At 67.5% G+C, this 17,761-nt stretch carries 18 protein-coding genes and 1 tRNA gene; 12 read left to right on the forward strand and 7 right to left on the reverse strand.

The window, feature by feature from the left end; genetic code table 11:
* The 4 genes from MMB92_RS31960 to MMB92_RS31975 all read left to right on the forward strand — a co-directional run.
* A partial coding sequence (locus MMB92_RS31960) for an aldehyde dehydrogenase family protein (RefSeq protein WP_134256959.1) occupies positions 1-155 on the forward strand: 155 nt, incomplete at its 5' end.
* A 179-nt stretch (positions 156-334) separates the two neighbouring features.
* Positions 335-1,117, forward strand: coding sequence for an amino acid ABC transporter substrate-binding protein (locus MMB92_RS31965; protein WP_006485790.1), 783 nt, complete (start codon positions 335-337; stop codon positions 1,115-1,117).
* 14 nt (positions 1,118-1,131) lie between these two features.
* A complete protein-coding gene (locus tag MMB92_RS31970; RefSeq protein WP_006485773.1) occupies positions 1,132-1,812 on the forward strand; it encodes an amino acid ABC transporter permease in 681 nt (226 codons plus the stop codon).
* Complete coding sequence (locus tag MMB92_RS31975; protein ID WP_006485792.1) at positions 1,809-2,567, forward strand: amino acid ABC transporter ATP-binding protein; 759 nt, start codon at positions 1,809-1,811, stop codon at positions 2,565-2,567. Before MMB92_RS31970 ends, MMB92_RS31975 begins: the two co-directional genes overlap by 4 nt.
* 24 nt (positions 2,568-2,591) lie before the next feature.
* Here the strand turns inward: MMB92_RS31975 and MMB92_RS31980 are convergent, their stop codons facing one another.
* Positions 2,592-3,407, reverse strand: a complete 816-nt coding sequence (locus tag MMB92_RS31980) for an alpha/beta fold hydrolase (protein ID WP_006485775.1) — start codon at positions 3,405-3,407, stop codon at positions 2,592-2,594.
* Between the two features lie 82 nt (positions 3,408-3,489).
* Between MMB92_RS31980 and MMB92_RS31985 the strand changes: the two genes are divergently transcribed.
* The gene (locus MMB92_RS31985; RefSeq protein WP_077019737.1) at positions 3,490-4,104 is read left to right on the forward strand and encodes a CGNR zinc finger domain-containing protein; all 615 of its coding nucleotides are present in this window, start codon (positions 3,490-3,492) and stop codon (positions 4,102-4,104) included.
* 36 nt (positions 4,105-4,140) lie between these two features.
* On the opposite strand, the gene MMB92_RS31990 is transcribed toward MMB92_RS31985, so the two are convergent.
* Together MMB92_RS31990 and MMB92_RS31995 are read right to left on the reverse strand one after the other, a co-directional pair.
* Complete coding sequence (locus tag MMB92_RS31990; RefSeq protein WP_060210641.1) at positions 4,141-5,187, reverse strand: DUF3592 domain-containing protein; 1,047 nt, start codon at positions 5,185-5,187, stop codon at positions 4,141-4,143.
* Between the two features lie 191 nt (positions 5,188-5,378).
* Positions 5,379-5,454: transfer RNA gene (locus MMB92_RS31995), tRNA-Lys, on the reverse strand.
* Positions 5,455-5,644: 190 nt separating this feature from the next.
* Between MMB92_RS31995 and MMB92_RS32000 the strand changes: the two genes are divergently transcribed.
* Together MMB92_RS32000 and MMB92_RS32005 are read left to right on the forward strand one after the other, a co-directional pair.
* Positions 5,645-6,049, forward strand: coding sequence for a PaaI family thioesterase (locus MMB92_RS32000; RefSeq protein WP_034201217.1), 405 nt, complete (start codon positions 5,645-5,647; stop codon positions 6,047-6,049).
* 8 nt (positions 6,050-6,057) lie between these two features.
* The gene (locus tag MMB92_RS32005) at positions 6,058-6,924 is read left to right on the forward strand and encodes a patatin-like phospholipase family protein (RefSeq protein WP_048987599.1); all 867 of its coding nucleotides are present in this window, start codon (positions 6,058-6,060) and stop codon (positions 6,922-6,924) included.
* Positions 6,925-6,974: 50 nt separating this feature from the next.
* On the opposite strand, the gene MMB92_RS32010 is transcribed toward MMB92_RS32005, so the two are convergent.
* Positions 6,975-7,988, reverse strand: a complete 1,014-nt coding sequence (locus MMB92_RS32010) for a D-2-hydroxyacid dehydrogenase family protein (RefSeq protein WP_048987596.1) — start codon at positions 7,986-7,988, stop codon at positions 6,975-6,977.
* 427 nt (positions 7,989-8,415) lie between these two features.
* Between MMB92_RS32010 and MMB92_RS32015 the strand changes: the two genes are divergently transcribed.
* Complete coding sequence (locus MMB92_RS32015; protein WP_006485796.1) at positions 8,416-9,465, forward strand: LysR family transcriptional regulator; 1,050 nt, start codon at positions 8,416-8,418, stop codon at positions 9,463-9,465.
* A 131-nt stretch (positions 9,466-9,596) separates the two neighbouring features.
* Here MMB92_RS32015 and MMB92_RS32020 read toward each other — a convergent pair whose 3' ends face one another.
* From MMB92_RS32020 to dprA, 3 genes are all read right to left on the reverse strand, one after another.
* Positions 9,597-12,194, reverse strand: coding sequence for a DNA topoisomerase III (locus MMB92_RS32020; RefSeq protein ID WP_012492332.1), 2,598 nt, complete (start codon positions 12,192-12,194; stop codon positions 9,597-9,599).
* Between the two features lie 192 nt (positions 12,195-12,386).
* On the reverse strand, positions 12,387-12,767 hold the full coding sequence (locus MMB92_RS32025) for a thioredoxin family protein (protein ID WP_006485786.1): 381 nt from the start codon (positions 12,765-12,767) through the stop codon (positions 12,387-12,389).
* Positions 12,768-12,803: 36 nt separating this feature from the next.
* The gene (gene dprA / locus MMB92_RS32030) at positions 12,804-14,117 is read right to left on the reverse strand and encodes a DNA-processing protein DprA (protein ID WP_166677916.1); all 1,314 of its coding nucleotides are present in this window, start codon (positions 14,115-14,117) and stop codon (positions 12,804-12,806) included.
* A 185-nt stretch (positions 14,118-14,302) separates the two neighbouring features.
* Between dprA and def the strand changes: the two genes are divergently transcribed.
* From def to htpX, 4 genes are all read left to right on the forward strand, one after another.
* The gene (def, locus tag MMB92_RS32035; protein WP_006485794.1) at positions 14,303-14,806 is read left to right on the forward strand and encodes a peptide deformylase; all 504 of its coding nucleotides are present in this window, start codon (positions 14,303-14,305) and stop codon (positions 14,804-14,806) included.
* Positions 14,807-14,840: 34 nt separating this feature from the next.
* The gene (gene fmt, locus MMB92_RS32040; protein ID WP_208090039.1) at positions 14,841-15,833 is read left to right on the forward strand and encodes a methionyl-tRNA formyltransferase; all 993 of its coding nucleotides are present in this window, start codon (positions 14,841-14,843) and stop codon (positions 15,831-15,833) included.
* A 120-nt stretch (positions 15,834-15,953) separates the two neighbouring features.
* Complete coding sequence (locus tag MMB92_RS32045) at positions 15,954-16,595, forward strand: LysE family translocator (protein WP_048987587.1); 642 nt, start codon at positions 15,954-15,956, stop codon at positions 16,593-16,595.
* 99 nt (positions 16,596-16,694) lie between these two features.
* On the forward strand, positions 16,695-17,552 hold the full coding sequence (gene htpX / locus MMB92_RS32050) for a zinc metalloprotease HtpX (protein WP_006485774.1): 858 nt from the start codon (positions 16,695-16,697) through the stop codon (positions 17,550-17,552).
* Positions 17,553-17,761 lie beyond the last annotated feature (209 nt).

Consider the following 17,761-nt stretch of genomic DNA (forward strand, 5'->3'; position numbering starts at 1 on the left):
AAGTCGGCAGCGTGAACGTGCGCGAAGTGCCCGGCTATCGGCTCGAACTGACGCCGTTCGGCGGCGTGAAGGATTCGGGGCTCGGCTACAAGGAGGGCGTGCAGGAGGCGATGAAGAGCTTCACGAATACGAAGACGTATTCGCTGCCCTGGTAAGCGGTGTGTAAGATCCCGCGCCGGCCTGGTGGCCGGTGCGGGCGTTATTCGATCGGCTCATATCGTTAGCCGATTTGCGTTTTTGCCGCGCCTCGACGCGTCGGTAGAATTCGCGGACCTCTCGAACGGCGCACGCATGCCGGCGGGATGATTCTCTCCAATCATTCGGGGTCCGCACCATGAAATTCCTCCGCTCCCTCCTGGTCGTCGCGCTGCTGCAGGCCACCGCGGCCACCAGTGCGCTGGCTGCCGACGACCTGTCGCAGATCAAGTCGGCCGGCGTATTCCGCGTCGGCACCGAAGGCACCTACGCGCCGTTCACGTACCACGACGAGACGGGCAAGCTGACCGGCTTCGACGTCGACATCGCGACCGCGATCGCGCAGCGCCTCGGCGTGAAGCCGCAGTTCGTCGAAGGCAAATGGGACGGGCTGATCGCGGGCCTCGACGTGAACCGCTACGACGCGGTCGTCAACGAAGTGTCGATCACCGATGCGCGCAAGGCGAAATACGATTTCTCGACGCCGTACATCACGTCGCACGCGGTGCTGATCGTGCGCGCGGACAACACGACGATCCGCTCGTTCGACGACCTGAAGGGCAAGAAATCCGCGAACACGCTGACCAGCAATTTCGGCAAGCTCGCGGCCGCGCACGGCGCCGACGTGGTGCCCGTGCAGGGCTTCAACGAATCGATCGACCTGCTGACGTCGGGGCGCGTCGATGCGACGATCAACGATTCGCTGTCGTACCTCGATTTCCGCAAGCACAAGCCCGACGCGAAACTGAAGATCGCGGCGACCGACCAGACCGGCGCGGGCGACGCGTCCGGCGTGCTGCTGCGCAAGGGCAGCCCGGCGCTGGTGGCCGCGATCGACAAGGCGCTCGCGGACATCAAGGCGGACGGCACCTACGCGAAGATCTCGCAGAAGTACTTCGGCCGCGACGTGTCGCAGCCGTGACGCGAGGCTGAACGATGCCGGCCTGGCTGCACCTGATGGCGGAATCGCTGCGGCCCCTGCTCGTCGCAGGGCTCGTGTTCACGGTTCCGCTCACGCTCGCGTCGTTCGCGATCGGTTTATTGCTTGCGTTCGGCGCGGCGCTCACGCGGCTGTTCGGGCCGCGCTGGGCGCAGGCCGTCGTGCGGTTCTACATCTGGCTGTTCCGCGGCTCGCCGCTGCTCGTGCAGTTGTTCGTGATCTTCTATGGATTGCCGAACGTCGGCATCGTGCTCGATCCGCTGACGGCCGCCGTGATCGGTTTCTCGCTGAACGTCGGCGCGTACAACGCGGAAGTGATTCGCGGCGTGATCGAATCGATGCCGAAAGGGCAGTGGGAGGCCGCGTACTCGATGTCGATGACGCGCGCGCAGGCGCTGCGTCGCGCGATCCTGCCGCAGGCCGCGCGCGTCGCGCTGCCCGCGCTGTCGAACTCGTTCATCTCGCTCGTGAAGGACACGTCGCTCGCGGCCGTGCTGACGGTGCCCGAGATCTTCCAGGCCGCGCAACGCATCGCGGCCGTGACCTACGAGCCGCTGATTCTCTATACCGAAGCCGCGCTGATCTATCTGCTGTTCAGCTCGGTGCTGTCCACGCTGCAACGTCGCCTCGAAACCCGCTTCGGCCGGCACGCGCTGTTCCACGCGGAGTTGCGATGATCCGCCTCGAACGCATCGACAAGTCGTTCGGCGCGCATCGCGTGCTGAGCGGAATCGACCTCGCGTTGCAGCCGGGCAGCGTGACCGCGCTGATCGGGCCGTCCGGCAGCGGCAAGAGCACGCTGTTGCGCTGCGTGAACCTGCTCGAAGTGCCGGAGGCGGGTGCGCTGGTCGTCGGTGACGCGCGCATCGACTTCGTGCCGGCGCGCCGGCCGTCGCGCGACGCGGTGTTCGCGGTGCGCAAGCAGACCGGCATGGTGTTCCAGAACTTCCAGTTGTTTCCGCACCTGAGCGTCGTGCAGAACGTGATGGAGGGGCTCGTGACCGTGCAGCGCTGGCCGCGCGAGCGGGCCCGGGAGCGCGCGCTCGCGCTGCTCGACAAGGTCGGCATCGCGGACAAGGCCGACGCATGGCCGGCCACGCTGTCGGGCGGCCAGCAGCAGCGCGTGGCGATCGCGCGGGCGCTCGCGCCGTCGCCGCAGGTGCTGCTGTGCGACGAACCGACGTCGGCGCTCGATCCGGAGCTGTCCGTCGAAGTGGTCGAGGTGCTGCGCCAGCTCGCGCGTGAAGGCACGACGATGCTGATGGCCACGCACGACCTGCGCCTGGCCGCGTCGATCGCGCACGATGCGGTATTTCTCGCCGATGGCCGCATCGTCGAAGCCGGCGCATCGCGCGACCTGTTCGGCCGGCCGCGCGACCCGCGCACCGCGAAGTTCGTCGCGACGCTCGCGCAAGGCGTGCCGGCGTTCTGACGACGCGGCGCGATGGGGGCGCGCTCAGCGTTGCGCGTATCCGTCGAGCACCGCGGCGACGATCGCTTCGGGCGCATCTTCCTGAACCAGATGGCCCGCGTGCGGCACCCGGATCAGCTGGCCGTTCGCGATGCGATCGGCGAGCGCCTGCCCTTGCTCGAGCGGAATCCACGCGTCGTCCTCGCCCCACACGATGCGCACCGGAAAGTCCGGCGGCGCGTAGCGGGCCTCCGCTTCCTCGATGTAGCGCTGGCGCATCTGCGCGATCTGCCGATAGAACGCGGCCTGGCCGGCCGGCGTGAGCCACGGTGCACGGTAGATCGACAGCGCGTCGTCGCTCAGCGGGCGCGCGACCGCATTGCCGAGATAGGCCGACAGAAGCGCGTGATGCGCGTACGCGGGCAGGCCGGTGAACGCGGCTTCGTGCTGCGCGACGTGACGGACGAACGGCGAGCCTTGCGGCGCGATCGCGACCGGGTTCACCAGCGTGAGATCCGCATATGCGATGCCGTCGAGAAAGTGCGCGCGCAGTGCGGTTGCGCCGCCGTAGTCGTGCGCGAGTACGCGCGGCCGCGCGAGTTTCCATTCATTCAGCAGCGCGCCGAACAGCGCGTTCTGGCGACCCAGCGACACGTCCGCGTCCGGCATGTCGGACTGCCCGTAGCCGAGCAGGTCGTAGAAATACACGCGATGGCGCCGCGCGAGCCACGGCGCGATCCGGCGCCATACCTGCGACGAAAACGGCGTGCCGTGCACCAGCACGAGCGGCGGCCCTTCGCCGAGCGTGCCCCATGCAATCCGGTGGCCTTCGAAATTGAAGCGGTTCGGGAGTTCGAGCATCGGCTTCTCCGTGCTAACCTGTTTTGGTTGTTAACAGGTTACGCCGGAATTTCCGAATGTGAAACCGAATAGGTGAAAATAAATGGTTACTCGATCCGACCCGGTGCGACCCCGGCACGAATGGCGCGCGGCCGATTTCGTCGGCGGCCATCCGGCGCTCGACTTCCTCAACACGGTGGCCGACACGGGCAAGACGCGCGCCGAGGACAAGCTCGTCGACTGGCCGGCCGTGCGCGCGTGGGCCGGGAAAGCGGGGGTGCCGGCGCCGGACGATCTGGCGCGGCTGCTACGTCATCCGCGGCAGGACGGCCCCGACGAACTCGCGGCGCTGCGCCGCTTTCGCGAAGACGCGTACGTCGCGATCGCACATCTGGCGGCCGAAGGTGGCGGCAGCGCGGGCGCGCGCGCGGCGGAGCGGCTCGCGGTGGCGATCCGCGACGCGATCGGGCGCAGCGCGTTCGATGCGGTCGGCGGCCGCTTCGCGTGGCGGCCCGATGCGCGGGCCGCGTCGCGCTGGGTCGATGCGATCGCGCTCGGTTTCGAGGATCTGATGCGCAGCGACGATTTCGCGCGGGTGCGGCAGTGCGGCCGGTGTACGTGGTTCTTCGTCGATCGCGGCCGCGGCGTCGGGCGACGGTGGTGCGACATGCGCACGTGCGGGAACCGCGCGAAGGTGGAGGCGTTCAGGGAGCGGTGACACGCGCGCTGCGGCGGTGGCCGCGCCGCGCGTGCGTCATTGAGCAGTGCCGTGGGGCCGATGGTCGGGCCATAGCGTCGCGGCGACGAACAGCCCGGCCGCCAGGAACGGCGCACCGATCGCGAACAGGATGGCCGTCAGGCCCCAGCGATCCCAGAAGCGGTCGACGAGCGCACGCTCGGGCGTGACGGGGTCGTACAGCACGTTGACCGCGTCGCCTTCGTGCAGGCCCGGGTGCGACGACGCCGAGCCCTGCGCGAACGTGATCAGCCGCCCGCTGTCGGTCGTGAACGCGACGACGGCCGAATACAGCGACGTGCGCGACCGCGACGACCGCCCGTTTTTCGCGATCTCGACCACATGGCCGGTCGAGCGCGCATAGTGATGGACGATCTGCCACTGACGCAGGCCGGCCGCGCCGGCGCCGGCGAGGAAGCCCGTGCCGATCGCGATCGGAATCAGCACGATCGCGACATCCCAGCGACGCCGTGCCGGCGTGTGCGCGACGCGGCGCGGCGCCGGGTCCGATTGCCGGTGGCGACGCTCGCGGGCAATCAGCAGGCCGCCGATCGCGAACGACGCGACGGCGAGCAGCGCCGGCACGGCCGCCGGAAACCAGCGTTGCGTGAAATCGTCGATCAGCGCGGGGCGTTCGGGGTGATCGGGGTCGAGCAGGACGTCGACGTTTTCGCCGATGTCGTAGGCGGGGACCGTCGACGCGGTATTGCCGGCGACTTCGCGGCGCTGGCCGTCGTTCGCGAGGTACGCGACGATCGGCCGGTACGCGTGCATCGCGTCGCTGTCCTGGACGATGCGCACGACCGTCCCCGGCGCGCGGACCAGATTGCCCGGTTCCCGGCCGGCCGTGATGGCGAGCACGCCGGCCAGCACGAACAGGACGACGCCGATCATCAGTGCGAGCAGCGCGTCCTTACCGGGCATGACGCGATCCGGTTCGTGCGCCGTGCGGAGTCGGGTGTGTCCGGATGCGCGGCCCATCGCGACGGACGGGCCGATATCGGCGCAACCATGCCCTCTGAATGGTCGCGTCTCGTTCACATGCTTCCATGTCTGACGTCCCATGTTCTCTCAGTGCCGGCGGGCAAACGACGAACCCTGCGCCGGTCGTGTGATATTTGTCGGAGGATTCTAGCGGAAACGATGTGCAACGGGCGTGCGCTCGCGTATCGCCGCCAAAGGCGCGCGCCGCGACGAATGCGGCGGCCAAAACGGAAAAGGCCGGTCAGCTTTCGCTGACCGGCCTTTGGAATTCCTGGTGGGGCGTGAGTGACTCGAACACTCGACCTACGGATTAAGAGTCCGCTGCTCTACCAACTGAGCTAACGCCCCCAACAGAAGAAAGATTATGCCGGGGTTTTCAGGACATGGCAAGCCCTTTGTGCAAATTTCCTGAAAATATTTCGTCAAGACAACCGCGGCTGTCAGCGCGGTAACGAGCGATCGCAGTTTGCGCGCTCCCGGTATGATGACGCCACACGCGTTGCGCGGCGGTCGCGCAACGTTTTCTGGACATCCGAAGATGGACGAAAACGCAGTCCGCGAATTGCTGGATCGCCTGCTGGCCCCGTGGGTCCGCTCGCTGGGTCTGGTCCCCGTGTCGATCGGCGATGACAGCGTCACGCTGCGCCTGCCGTTTTCCGGCGAGTTCCGCCATTCGGGCGGCATCATCTGCGGCCAGGTGTTCACGGCGGCCGCCGACACCGCGATGGTGGTCGCGATCTCGTCGGCGCTCGGCGAATTCCGGCCGATGACGACGGTGTCGCTGAACACGAACTTCATGCGTCCCGTGCGCAAGGGCGACGTGCTCGTCACCGCGCGCGTGCTGCGGATGGGCCGCAACCTCGTGTTCGGCGAAGTCGAGCTGTTCGACGAGGACGGCAAGATGGCCGTTCACGCGACGTCGACCTACGCGCTCGTCAGCTGAGCGGCGCGATGTTCGACCAGATCGTCTTTGCGGGCGGCGGCAATCGCTGCTGGTGGCAGGCCGGCTTCTGGGACGTCGCGCGGCCGGCCCTCGACCTGCGCCCGCGCGTGATCACCGGCATCTCGGCCGGCGCGGCCACCGCCTGCATGCTGTATACACGCGACGCCGCGTGGGTGATGCGCTATTACGAAGAAGCGCTGCGCCACAACCGGAAGAATGCGTACTGGGGCAACCTGTTCGGGCGCGAGCCCGTGTTTCCGCATTACCGGATCTATCGTCAGGCGCTGCTCGACATTTACGGCGAGCCGTTCGCGAAGCTCGCCACGGCGCCGGAGATCCGCATCGGCGTGTCGCACGTGCCGCGCTGGCTCGGCGCGCGCAGCGCCGTCGCGGCCGGCCTCGTCGCATACAACATCGAGAAGTACGTGCGCAAGACGCTGCACCCCACGCTCGGGCGCACGCTCGGTTTCCGGCCCGAATTCGTGCGGGCGCAGGCCTGCACGCAAGTCGACGAGCTCGCCGACCTGATCCTGCAGTCGTCCTGCACGCCGCCGTTCACGCCGGTGCTGCGGCGTGGCGGCCGGCCGGTGCTCGACGGCGGGATGGTCGACAACGTGCCGGTCGATGCGCTCGATCCGTCGCCGGGCGACGTGCTGGTGCTGGTCACGCGGCTGTATCCGCGTCCGCAGATGTTCGCGGTCGCGCATGGCGACCAGCGGCGGTTGTATGTGCAGCCGTCGAGCAAGGTACCGATTTCGAGCTGGGACTACACGAGCCCGTCGCAGATGCGGCATGCGTACGATCTCGGACGGCGCGACGGCGAGCACTTCCTTGCGCGCGTCGGCGCGATGACGGGCGGCCGCGTGGCCGCCTGACGAGCGGGGAATGAAACGGTGGGGCCGCGCGGCGCGCGCGGCCCGTGTGATCAGCGCTTGCGGATCGGCGTCAGCGCTTCCGGGTTGGCGACGCTCGACATGTCGCCGTCGTCGAACGCGAGAATGTTGCGGAATGCGGCGCTGAAATACAGTTCGTAGCTTTCGCGTTCGACGTAGCCGATGTGCGGCGTGCAGATCACGTTTTCCATCCGCAGCAGGCTGTAGCCCTGCAGGATCGGCTCGCTTTCGAACACGTCGATCGCGACCATCCCGGGACGGTTGTGCGACAGCGCGTTGACGAGCGCGTTTTCCTCGAGCAGCTCGGCGCGGCTCGTATTGACGAGCAGCGACGTCGGCTTCATCCGCATCAGGTCTTCCTGCTTCACGATGCCGCGCGTGTCGTCATGCAGGCGCAGGTGCAGCGACAGCACGTCGCTCTGCTCGAACAGCGCTTCGCGGCTGGCGGCGGCCGTGTAGCCGTCGGCGCGTGCGGCTTCGAGCGAATGCTCGCGGCCCCATACCAGCACGTTCATCCCGAACGCCTTGCCGTAACCGGCGACGAGCCGGCCGATCTTCCCGTAGCCCCAGATGCCGAGCGTCTGGCCGCGCAGCACCTGGCCGAGGCCGAAGTTCGGCGGCAGCGCCGACGTCTTCAGGCCCGACTGCTGCCACGCGCCTTGCTTCAGGTTCGCGACGTATTGCGGAATGCGGCGCTGGGCGGCCATCACGAGCGCCCAGGTCAGCTCGGCCGGCGCGACCGGCGAACCGGTGCCTTCGAGCACCGCGATGCCGCGGTCGGTACACGCGTCGAGATCGATGTGGCTCGACACGCGGCCGGTCTGGCTGATCATGCGCAGGTTCGGCAGCTTCGACAGCAGCTGCGAGGTAATCGGGGTCCGTTCACGAATCAGCACGAGCGCCTCGACTTCCGCCAGACGGCTGGCGAGCTGTCCCAGGCCGCGCACCGTATTGTTGAAGACCTTTACGTCGTGGCCGGCGAGCATCTCGAAGCAGTTCAGCTTGCGGACGGCGTCCTGGTAGTCGTCGAGGATGGCAATTTTCATGGTGAACGGGGTGTCGCGCGTTGAAAGCGGCCGTGGCGGTGGCGCACGTTGCGCGCCCGTCCCGCCCGGCCGGGGCCGACATGATGCAACGTCGGCCGCCTTCGTGGTGTCTTTTTAACAGGTTGTTACGCTCCGCCGCAATCGGCGCCGGCTACACCCGGCGCCGCTCCTGCGCCGCGCGACGGGGTGCGCTGTTGTGTCGCATCAAATAGGTCCTTCCTGATTCGGCCACTTCCTCGACGAGGTTCACCCAATTGTTGCTCCAAGCAGAATAATTGGATCAACTATCCGCGGAAGGCGAGGATTTTTGACTATTTTTATCGTCAACCGGCCCCTTGTTGAGCAACTCTGCATCATTTCCGCTGTCGTAGGAGAATTACGCATTTGCTTCATCTTTTTGAAGTTGTAACAGCGGCAGGAGTCGTTTATGGATCATTTGCAGTCGATGCGCGTGTTCGTCAAGGTTGCAGATCTCGGCAGTTTCGCGCGGGCCGCGAGCGCAATGGATATCTCCAACGCGGTCGCGACGCGCCACGTCGCCGATCTGGAAGGCCGGCTCGGCACGCGTTTGCTTAACCGCACCACGCGCAGCCTCTCCCTGACGGAGTCGGGTCAGGTCTATCTGGAGCGTGCCCGCCAGATCCTCGACGAGCTCGAGGATGTCGAGCAGATGGTCGTCGCACGCAATCACGAGCCGGTCGGCACGCTGCGCATCGTTGCGCCGGTCGTGTTCGGCCTGCACAACCTCGCGCCCGTGCTGCAGTCGTACACGGAGAACTTCCCGAAGGTGGTGCCGGATCTCACGCTGGTCGACCGGCAGGTCGATCTCGTCGAGGAAGGCTTCGACGTCGGCATCGTCGTCACGCGCCAGATGCGCAGCGCGAGCATCGTCACGCGGCGCCTGACCACCGGCTGCATGACCGTGTGCGCGACGCCGAGCTATCTCGAGAAGCACGGCGTGCCGACGCATCCGGAACAGCTCGCCGAGCATCCGGCGCTGAGCCTGCCGACCGAATACTGGGGCGACGAGCGCGTGTTCACGGGGCCGGACGGCGAAGTGCGCGTGCGCCCGACCAACGTGATCGTCGCGAACAACACCGCGATGCTGCGCCAGTTCGCGTTGCTCGGGATGGGGGTCGCGATCCTGCCGAGCTACCTGATCGGCAGCGACATCGCGCGCGGCGCGCTCGTGCGGCTGCTGCCGGATTTCCGGCTGCCGCAGGTCGAGATCAACATTGCCTACCCGAGCCGGCGCCATCTGCCGGCGAAGGTGCGCACGTTCATCGACCATCTCGTCGAGCATTTCAGCCATTCGACCGACGCGATGATGGGCGAACAGTGGGCCGCGCAGGGCGCGACGCTGCCGCCGATCGGCGTCGAGATGCGTGCCGAGCAGCCCGAATCGACCGATCCGAACCTGCAGCCGCGTCTGGCGCGTTCGCCGCGCACGCGCGTGGCGGTGCCGTCGCCGCTGTAACGGCTCGGCGGCCCAGGCCCGGCAGCGCCCCAGCCGGCACAAAGAAAAAACGCGGATCGTTCGATCCGCGTTTTTTTATGGCTGCGGGCCGGCGCCGGACGCGCCGCAGGCGGCGCCCGGCGGTCGGGCCGTCACGAACCCGTCTTGCGCGCCGTGGTTTTGCGGGCGGCGGTCTTGCGGGCCGGTGCCGGTTTCTCCTCGGCGCCTTCCGTCACGGTTTCGGCGTCCTTCGTCGCCGATTTGGCCGTCTTCTTCGCGGCGGCGGCTTTCGGCTCCTTCTTCTCGAACTCGAAACCGATCTTGCCGTCCGGCTGCTTCACGAGGAACGCCTTGAAGTTGCGGCCGGTGCGCGACGACTTGAAGTTCGGCAGCAGATCCGTGCGGCCGTCGGCCAGCAGCTTGCCCATCTGCTCGCGCGTGATTTCCTGTTGCAGGATCACCTTGCCCGAGCGGAAGTCGCAGGTCTTCGGGTTCGCGACCGAGTGCTCGCACACGTAGCTCATCCCGTGCTCGAACACGCGGCCCTTGCACTTCGGGCACGCGCCGACCGGTTCCTGCGCGGAGAAGTCGGGCGCTTCGCCTTCCTCGCCGCCCTGGTCCTGGCCGAAATCGAACTCGAGCTTGTAGTTCTTCGTCTCGTCGTCGAAGGACAGCTTGAGGATCGCCGAGAACGGGCGGCCCATCTTGCTGCGGAACCCGGACAGCGGCCCGATTTCCTTCTTCTGCAGCAGCTCCTCGACTTCCGGAATCTCGAACTGCCGGCTGCCCGGGATCTTCGAGATCGAGAAGTCGCACTTCGTGCACGCGAAGCGGCGGTAGTTTTCCTTCACCTGGCCGCCGCAGTTCGGGCACGGCGTCTCGAGCGTTGCGTAGTCGCCGGGGATCGTGTCGGAATCGTATTCCTTCGCGCGCTTGACGATCTGCTGCGTCATGCGGGCGATTTCCTGCATGAACGCGTCGCGGCCGAGATTGCCGCGCTCCATCTGCGACAGCTTGTATTCCCATTCGCCGGTGAGCTCGGGCGCGGTGAGTTCCTTCACGCCGAGGCCGCGCAGCAGCGTCATCAGCTGGAATGCCTTCGCGGTCGGGATCAGTTCGCGACCCTCGCGCAGCAGGTACTTCTCGCCGAGCAGGCCTTCGATGATCGCCGCGCGCGTCGCCGGCGTGCCGAGACCTTTCGCGGCCATCGCCTCGCGCAACTCGTCGTCCTCGACCAGCTTGCCGGCGCCTTCCATCGCGGACAGCAGCGTCGCTTCCGAGTAGCGTGCGGGCGGCTTGGTCACGAGCGCGACGGCGGCGATTTCGTCCGTTTTCACCTTCTCGTCCTTCTGCACCGGCACGAGGTTCGCGTCCGCGCCTTCGGCGTCGCGGCCGTACACCTGCAGCCAGCCCGGTTCGACGAGCACCTTGCCTTCGGTCTTGAAGTGATGGCCGGCGACTTCGGTGATGCGCGTCGTCACGCGGAATTCGGCGGCCGGGAAGAACACCGCGAGGAAGCGCTTCACGACCATGTCGTACAGCTTCTGCTCCGGCTCGGACAGCGACTTCGGCGCCTGCAGCGTCGGGATGATGGCAAAGTGATCGCTGATCTTCGAGTTGTCGAAGATCCGTTTGTTCGGCTTCACCCAGCCCTTGTCGAGCACCTGCTTGGCATGCGGCAGGTAGTTGTGGCTCTCCTTGAGCATCTCGAGCGTGGACTGGACCGTCGACAGGTAGTCTTCCGGCAGCGCGCGCGCGTCGGTACGCGGGTAGGTCAGCACCTTGTGCTTTTCATACAGCGCCTGGGCGAGGCCGAGCGTGTTCTTCGCGGAGAAGCCGAAGCGGCTGTTCGCCTCGCGCTGCAGGCTCGTCAGGTCGAACAGCAGCGGCGACAGCTGCGTCGACGGCTTCGATTCCTCGGACACCGTGCCGACCTGGTCGCGGCAGGCGGCGACGATCGTTTCGGCGGCCGGCAGGCTCCACAGGCGGGAATCGCGCTTTTCCGGATCGAATTCGTCGCGCTTGAATTTCGGGTCGAACCACTTGCCTTCGTAGAAGCCGCCCGCGCACGCGAATTCGGCTTTCACTTCCCAGTAGTCGCGCGGGATGAAGCGGCGGATTTTCTCTTCGCGTTCGACGACGATCGACAACGTTGGCGTCTGAACGCGACCGACGGTGGTCAGGAAGAAGCCGCCGCCCTTGCTGTTGAACGCGGTCATCGCGCGGGTGCCGTTGATCCCGACGAGCCAGTCGGCTTCCGAGCGGCAGCGTGCGGCGTCGGCGAGCGGCTGCATGTCGGAGTCGCTGCGCAGGTTCGCGAAACCGTCGCGGATCGCCTGCGGCGTCATCGATTGCAGCCACAGGCGCTGGACCGGCTGCTTGGCCTTCGCGTGCTGCGCGATCAGGCGGAAAATCAGCTCGCCTTCGCGCCCCGCGTCACATGCGTTGATCAGGCGGTCGACGTCCTTGCGCTTCATCAGCTTCGTGAGCACCTTGAGGCGCGACTCGCTTTTTGCGATGGGGTTCAGGTCGAAATGCGGGGGAATGACGGGAAGATGCGCGAAGCTCCATTTCCCGCGCTTGACCTCGTACTCTTCCGGGGCGGCGATTTCCAGCAGGTGGCCGACAGCGGACGAAAGGACGAAATCGTCGCTCTCGTAATACTCGTCATGCTTGGTAAAGCCGCCCAAAGCGCGTGCGATGTCGTTCGCGACAGAAGGCTTTTCCGCAATGATCAGTGCTTTGGACATGACAGGTGTGTGTTGGTAGACCGGGTTCGCCGGTTGTGGGTCCCTTTTACGACCGCTTTATAGCACACGCCGCAGCGACGGCGGCTCGGCGTGTAAAAAGCGGCTCATCATAGAGGGGGGCCGCAACGGCGGCAAGCGTCCGACGCGGCGGCGCGCGCAAACGGGCGCAAAACCGCCGGGCCGGCCGCGGATTCAGGCTTCGACGTTCAGGACGTCGCGCAATTTCGGTGCGTGCGGCGCACCCGGCACCGCGCTCAGGTCGGACAGCATGCGCTCGACGATCGCCGCGTGTGGCAGCACCGTGCCGAAGAAGCGCGCGGTGTGGGCATCCTCGATCAGGATGGTCGGGAAGTTCTCGACGTCGAGATCGTCGAGCCGGTCGGCATGGGTTTCGATGTCGATCCAGGCGAAGCAGGCGTCCGGATGCGCGTCGGCGAGCTGGTCGAAGGCGGTGCGGTAATCGCGGCACGTGCCGCACCACTCGGCGCACAGGCAGGCGACCAGCAACGTGCCGGGATCGGCGAGGCGCTCGGCGATCCGATCGGCATCGGTGTCGAGATTCAGCGCGGGCATGGCATTCCTTGGGTAGCGTCGGCGGCCGGGCCGCCCCTATGCCGGGGAATGTAGCACGCCCCGCGTGGAGGGGGTGGGCGCTGCGTCAAGCCGCGCGAAGCGGCCGCCGGCGACGCTCGCGACGCGGCCGGCAAGTTCCAGCGCGAGCAGCGCGCCATGCAGCACGTCGTCGGACAGGCCGCTGTGTTCGGCCAGCCATTCGTATGTCACGGGGCCGTATCCCAGGGCGGCGAGCACCGCTCGTTCCGACGGATTGCCTGGTGGAGCGGCTTCGATTGAGGCCGGTGCGGTGGTCGCCGCCGTGCGATTCGCTTGCGCGATGCCGGCAGTTTCAGGTTCGCGGAGCGCGTCGGTGTTCGAGCCCTGATTGCCGGCTCGCATTGCGCCGCTCGTTGCGCGCGCCGCCGGTTCGCCCAGCCCGTATTCCTCGAGCACGTCGAGCGGCGCCGCGGTGAGCTTCGCGCCGTCGCGGATCAGCGCGTGGCAGCCCTGCGCGAGCGGGGCGTGGATCGAACCGGGTATCGCGAACACGTCGCGCCCCAATTCGTTCGCGAGCCGCGCGGTGATCAGCGAGCCCGAGCGCGGGGCGGCCTCGACGACGAGCGCGCCGATCGCGAGCGCGGCGATCAGCCGGTTGCGCTGCGGGAAATGCGCGGCGCGGGCCGGCGTGCCGAGCGGCCATTCCGACACGATCGCGCCGCGTGCGGCGATCTCGTGGGCGAGCGCGCGGTGCCGCGCCGGATAGACGAGATCGGCGCCCGTCGCGATCACCGCGACGGTGCCCGACCGGCCGTCGAGCCCGCCACGGTGCGCGGCGCCGTCGATCCCGAGCGCCAGGCCGGAGACGATCGTGAGGCCCGCGTCGGACAACGTGCGGGCGAACTGCGTGGCGTCGGCGAGCCCTTGCGGCGTCGCATGGCGACTGCCGACCACGGCGAGGCCGCGTGCGTGCAGCAGCTCGAGCCCTCCCTTTACATATAGCAGCGGCGGCGGATCGTGCAGGTCGCGCAGCCGCGGCGGGTAGGCCGGATCGCTCAGCGTGACGAGCACGTTGCCCGGCCCGTCGAGCCACGCAAGCGCGGCGGCGGTGCGCGTATCGAGATCGTCGCGCTCGCTCATGCGCACGGCCTGCGCGGCGGCGGGGCTGCTCACGGTGGCGATCGCCTCGTCGGACGCGCGCAGCAACGCCTCCGGCGAGCCGAATGCCGCGAGCAGCAGTTGCAGCACGGCAGGCGAGAGGCCGGGCGCATGCGCGAACTGCAGCCATGCGCGCAGCGCGGCGGGCGTCAGCGCTTGCGGCGACATGAGGCGGCCCTCGAATGCGGCGGCCAGCGAAGCGCGTGGCGCCATGATAAAATTTTCATCATCCGAAATACTCGACAGGGCCGTGCGCGCAGACGCCCGGCCGATTGCAGGAGGCGCGATCCGCGGCATTGATATGCCACGCATCCGCCTCATCTTCATTGCATCCCGGCGGCGGCGCCAGCCGGCCGGATGGCCGATGCGGCACGCCGCTCCACCGAATACCGAACACCATGGCTTTGCTCAATATTCTTCATTACCCCGACAAGCGGCTGCACAAGGTCGCGAAGCCCGTCGACAAGGTCGACGACCGGATCCGCAAGCTCGTCGCCGACATGGCCGAGACCATGTACGCGGCGCCCGGCATCGGCCTGGCGGCTACGCAGGTCGACGTGCACGAGCGCGTGATCGTGATCGACGTCTCCGAGGAGAAGAACGAGCTGCGCGCGTTCATCAACCCGGAAATCGTGTGGTCGAGCGACGCGAAGCAGACTTATGAAGAAGGCTGCCTTTCGGTGCCCGGCATCTACGACGAAGTCGAGCGTCCCGACCACGTGCGCGTGCGTGCGCTCAACGAGCAGGGCGAGACGTTCGAGCTCGACTGCGAGGGCCTGCTCGCCGTGTGCGTCCAGCACGAGATGGATCACCTGATGGGCCGCGTGTTCGTCGAATACCTGTCGCCGCTCAAGCAGACGCGCATCAAGACGAAGATGAAGAAACTCGAACGCGCGATGTGATGCGCGTGCACCCAGCCCGACCCCGAACGCTGTCATGACCCATACGTTGCGCGTGATTTTTGCCGGCACGCCGGAATTCGCCGCGGCTGCCCTTGCCGCGATCCACGAGGCCGGTTTCCCGGTGCCGCTCGTGCTTACCCAGCCCGATCGCCCGGCCGGCCGCGGGATGAAACTCCAGGCCAGTGCCGTGAAGCGCTACGCCGTCGAGCACGGGATGACCGTCGCGCAACCGCCGTCGCTGCGTCGCGCCGGCAAGTACCCGGCGGAGGCGGCCGACGCGATCGAACTGCTGCGCACGACGCCGCACGAAGTGATGGTGGTGGCCGCGTACGGCCTGCTGCTGCCGCAGGAAGTGCTCGACATCCCGCGCGCCGGCTGCATCAACATCCACGCGTCGCTGCTGCCGCGCTGGCGCGGCGCCGCGCCGATCCATCGGGCGATCGAGGCCGGCGACGCCGAGACGGGCGTCACGCTGATGCAGATGGACGTCGGCCTCGACACCGGCGCGATGATCGAGGAGGCGCGCATCGCGATCGCGCCCGACGATACGACCGCGACGCTGCACGACCGCCTCGCCGCCGACGGCGCGCGGCTGATCGTCGACGCGCTCGTGCGGCTCGAGCGCGACGGCACGCTGCCGGCGACGCCGCAGCCCGCCGACGGCGTGACCTACGCGGAAAAGATCGGCAAGCACGAAGCGGCGCTCGACTGGCGCAAGCCGGCCGACGTACTCGCGCGCCAGGTGCGTGCATTCGATCCGTTCCCGGGCGGCGTCGCGACGCTCGACGGCGCGGCCATCAAGCTGTGGGCGGCCGAGCCCGTGGCGGCGCGCGGCACGATGGCCAACGCGGCGCCCGGCACGATCGTCGAAGCCGCGCCGGAAGGCGTGGTGGTCGCATGCGGCAGCGGCGCGCTGCGCGTCACTCAGCTGCAGAAGCCGGGCGGCAAGCGGCTGCCCGCGCGCGAATTCCTCGCCGGTTCGCCGCTCGCCGCGGGCCAGCGGTTCGCGCTGCCCGACGTCGACTGACACGGCCTGAGCGCCATTCGACCCGGTCTGCCGGCCCGGCGCAACTGGCCGGACGGCCGAGTCGCGCGGTGCGGCAGGCGCGCGTAGAATTTCCCTGCGCTCTCCGGTTTCGAGGTTTTCATGTTCGGCATCACCCATTTCGGCTTCTTCGTGTTCGCGGTTTTCCTGCTGAACGTCACGCCCGGGCCCGATACCGCCTACATCGTCGGTCGCAGCGTCGCGCAGGGGCGCGGCGCGGGGCTGATGTCGGCGTTCGGCATTTCGGCCGGCTGCTGCGTTCACGCGCTCGCCTGCGCGTTCGGCCTGACCGCGCTGCTGGCCGCGTCGGCCACCGCGTTCACGGTGATCAAGCTGGTCGGCGCCGCCTACCTGATCTATCTCGGCGTGCGGATGATCATCGCGAAGCAGGCCGCCGCGCCGTCGGGCGCCGCAGCCGCGCAGGCCGCGGCCGCCAAGCCGCTGCGCCAGCTGTTCATGCAGGGCTTCTGGACCAACGTGCTGAATCCGAAGGTCGTGCTGTTCTTCGTGTCGTTCTTCCCGCAATTCGTCTCGGCCGACAGTCCGCACAAGGCATGGGCGTTCCTGACCCTCGGCGCGGTGTTCGTCGCGATGAGCACGGTCTGGACGAGCCTGGTCGCGTGGGTGGCGGGCAGCGTCACACAGCGCTTTTCCGGCAAGCCGGGCGTCAAGAAGTGGCTCGACCGCACGGTCGGCAGCGCGTTCGTCGGCCTCGGACTTCGTCTTGCAACGTCGCAACGCTGAGATTGAATTTTTCCGGCAAGACCTTATCTAACAAATCGCTTACAATTTTCCGCCGCGCCCTGTGATGCGCGGCGGTCCCCTGACGGATAAGGAGTGGGTATGTTCAATTGGGTCAAAACGGCGATGCTGATGGCCGCGATCACGGCCCTGTTCATCGTGATCGGCGGGATGATCGGCGGCTCGCGCGGCATGACGATCGCGCTGCTGTTCGCGCTCGGCATGAATTTCTTCTCGTACTGGTTCTCGGACAAGATGGTGCTGCGCATGTACAACGCGCAGGAAGTCGACGAGAACACGGCGCCGCAGTTCTACCGGATGGTGCGCGAGCTGGCCACGCGCGCGAACCTGCCGATGCCGCGCGTCTACCTGATCAACGAGGATGCGCCGAACGCGTTCGCGACGGGCCGCAACCCCGAGCACGCGGCGGTCGCCGCGACGACGGGTATCCTGCGCGTGTTGTCGGAGCGCGAGATGCGCGGTGTGATGGCGCACGAGCTCGCGCACGTGAAGCACCGCGACATCCTGATCTCGACGATCACCGCGACGATGGCGGGTGCGATCTCGGCACTCGCGAACTTCGCGATGTTCTTCGGCGGGCGCGACGAGAACGGCCGGCCGGCCAATCCGATCGCGGGTATCGCGGTCGCGCTGCTCGCGCCGATCGCGGGCGCCTTGATCCAGATGGCGATTTCGCGGGCCCGCGAGTTCGAGGCCGACCGCGGCGGCGCGCAGATTTCCGGCGATCCGCAGTCGCTCGCCACCGCGCTCGACAAGATTCATCGCTATGCGGCGGGCATTCCGTTCCAGGCGGCCGAGGCCCATCCGGCCACCGCGCAGATGATGATCATGAACCCGCTGCACGGCGGCGGCCTGCAGAACCTGTTCTCGACGCACCCGGCCACCGAGGAACGCATCGCGCGCCTGATGGAGATGGCGCGCACCGGCCGCTTCGATTGACCTCCGGTGTACCGCGCGGCTGATGTCGCGCGGAGGCCCCCTTGCCACCCCGCATGCGCCGTGCTGCGGGGTGTTTCATTTGCGCTCGCCGTAAAGGGGCCAAAGGGGCAGCATGGTCGCACGCTACAATGCGCGGTTTGGGATCGCCGGGCCATCCGGCGACTGCGATCCCGCCGTTTGCCGCATTTGTTTGCCGCGCCTGCTTGCCG

It is taken from the genome of Burkholderia sp. IO2, from assembly GCF_029522185.1.
Classification (GTDB): Bacteria; Pseudomonadota; Gammaproteobacteria; order Burkholderiales; family Burkholderiaceae; genus Burkholderia; species Burkholderia cenocepacia.

Bases quoted from the DNA above. Each gene is read 5' to 3' on its own strand.
- MMB92_RS31965 (WP_006485790.1), top strand. From the start codon at position 335: ATGAAATTCCTCCGCTCCCTCCTGGTCGTCGCGCTGCTGCAGGCCACC.
- MMB92_RS31970 (WP_006485773.1), top strand. From the start codon at position 1,132: ATGCCGGCCTGGCTGCACCTGATGGCGGAATCGCTGCGGCCCCTGCTC.
- MMB92_RS31975 (WP_006485792.1), top strand. From the start codon at position 1,809: ATGATCCGCCTCGAACGCATCGACAAGTCGTTCGGCGCGCATCGCGTG.
- MMB92_RS31980 (WP_006485775.1), bottom strand. From the start codon at position 3,407: ATGCTCGAACTCCCGAACCGCTTCAATTTCGAAGGCCACCGGATTGCA.
- MMB92_RS31985 (WP_077019737.1), top strand. From the start codon at position 3,490: ATGGTTACTCGATCCGACCCGGTGCGACCCCGGCACGAATGGCGCGCG.
- MMB92_RS31990 (WP_060210641.1), bottom strand. From the start codon at position 5,187: ATGGGACGTCAGACATGGAAGCATGTGAACGAGACGCGACCATTCAGA.
- MMB92_RS32000 (WP_034201217.1), top strand. From the start codon at position 5,645: ATGGACGAAAACGCAGTCCGCGAATTGCTGGATCGCCTGCTGGCCCCG.
- MMB92_RS32005 (WP_048987599.1), top strand. From the start codon at position 6,058: ATGTTCGACCAGATCGTCTTTGCGGGCGGCGGCAATCGCTGCTGGTGG.
- MMB92_RS32010 (WP_048987596.1), bottom strand. From the start codon at position 7,988: ATGAAAATTGCCATCCTCGACGACTACCAGGACGCCGTCCGCAAGCTG.
- MMB92_RS32015 (WP_006485796.1), top strand. From the start codon at position 8,416: ATGGATCATTTGCAGTCGATGCGCGTGTTCGTCAAGGTTGCAGATCTC.
- MMB92_RS32020 (WP_012492332.1), bottom strand. From the start codon at position 12,194: ATGTCCAAAGCACTGATCATTGCGGAAAAGCCTTCTGTCGCGAACGAC.
- MMB92_RS32025 (WP_006485786.1), bottom strand. From the start codon at position 12,767: ATGCCCGCGCTGAATCTCGACACCGATGCCGATCGGATCGCCGAGCGC.
- dprA (WP_166677916.1), bottom strand. From the start codon at position 14,117: ATGGCGCCACGCGCTTCGCTGGCCGCCGCATTCGAGGGCCGCCTCATG.
- def (WP_006485794.1), top strand. From the start codon at position 14,303: ATGGCTTTGCTCAATATTCTTCATTACCCCGACAAGCGGCTGCACAAG.
- fmt (WP_208090039.1), top strand. From the start codon at position 14,841: ATGACCCATACGTTGCGCGTGATTTTTGCCGGCACGCCGGAATTCGCC.
- MMB92_RS32045 (WP_048987587.1), top strand. From the start codon at position 15,954: ATGTTCGGCATCACCCATTTCGGCTTCTTCGTGTTCGCGGTTTTCCTG.
- htpX (WP_006485774.1), top strand. From the start codon at position 16,695: ATGTTCAATTGGGTCAAAACGGCGATGCTGATGGCCGCGATCACGGCC.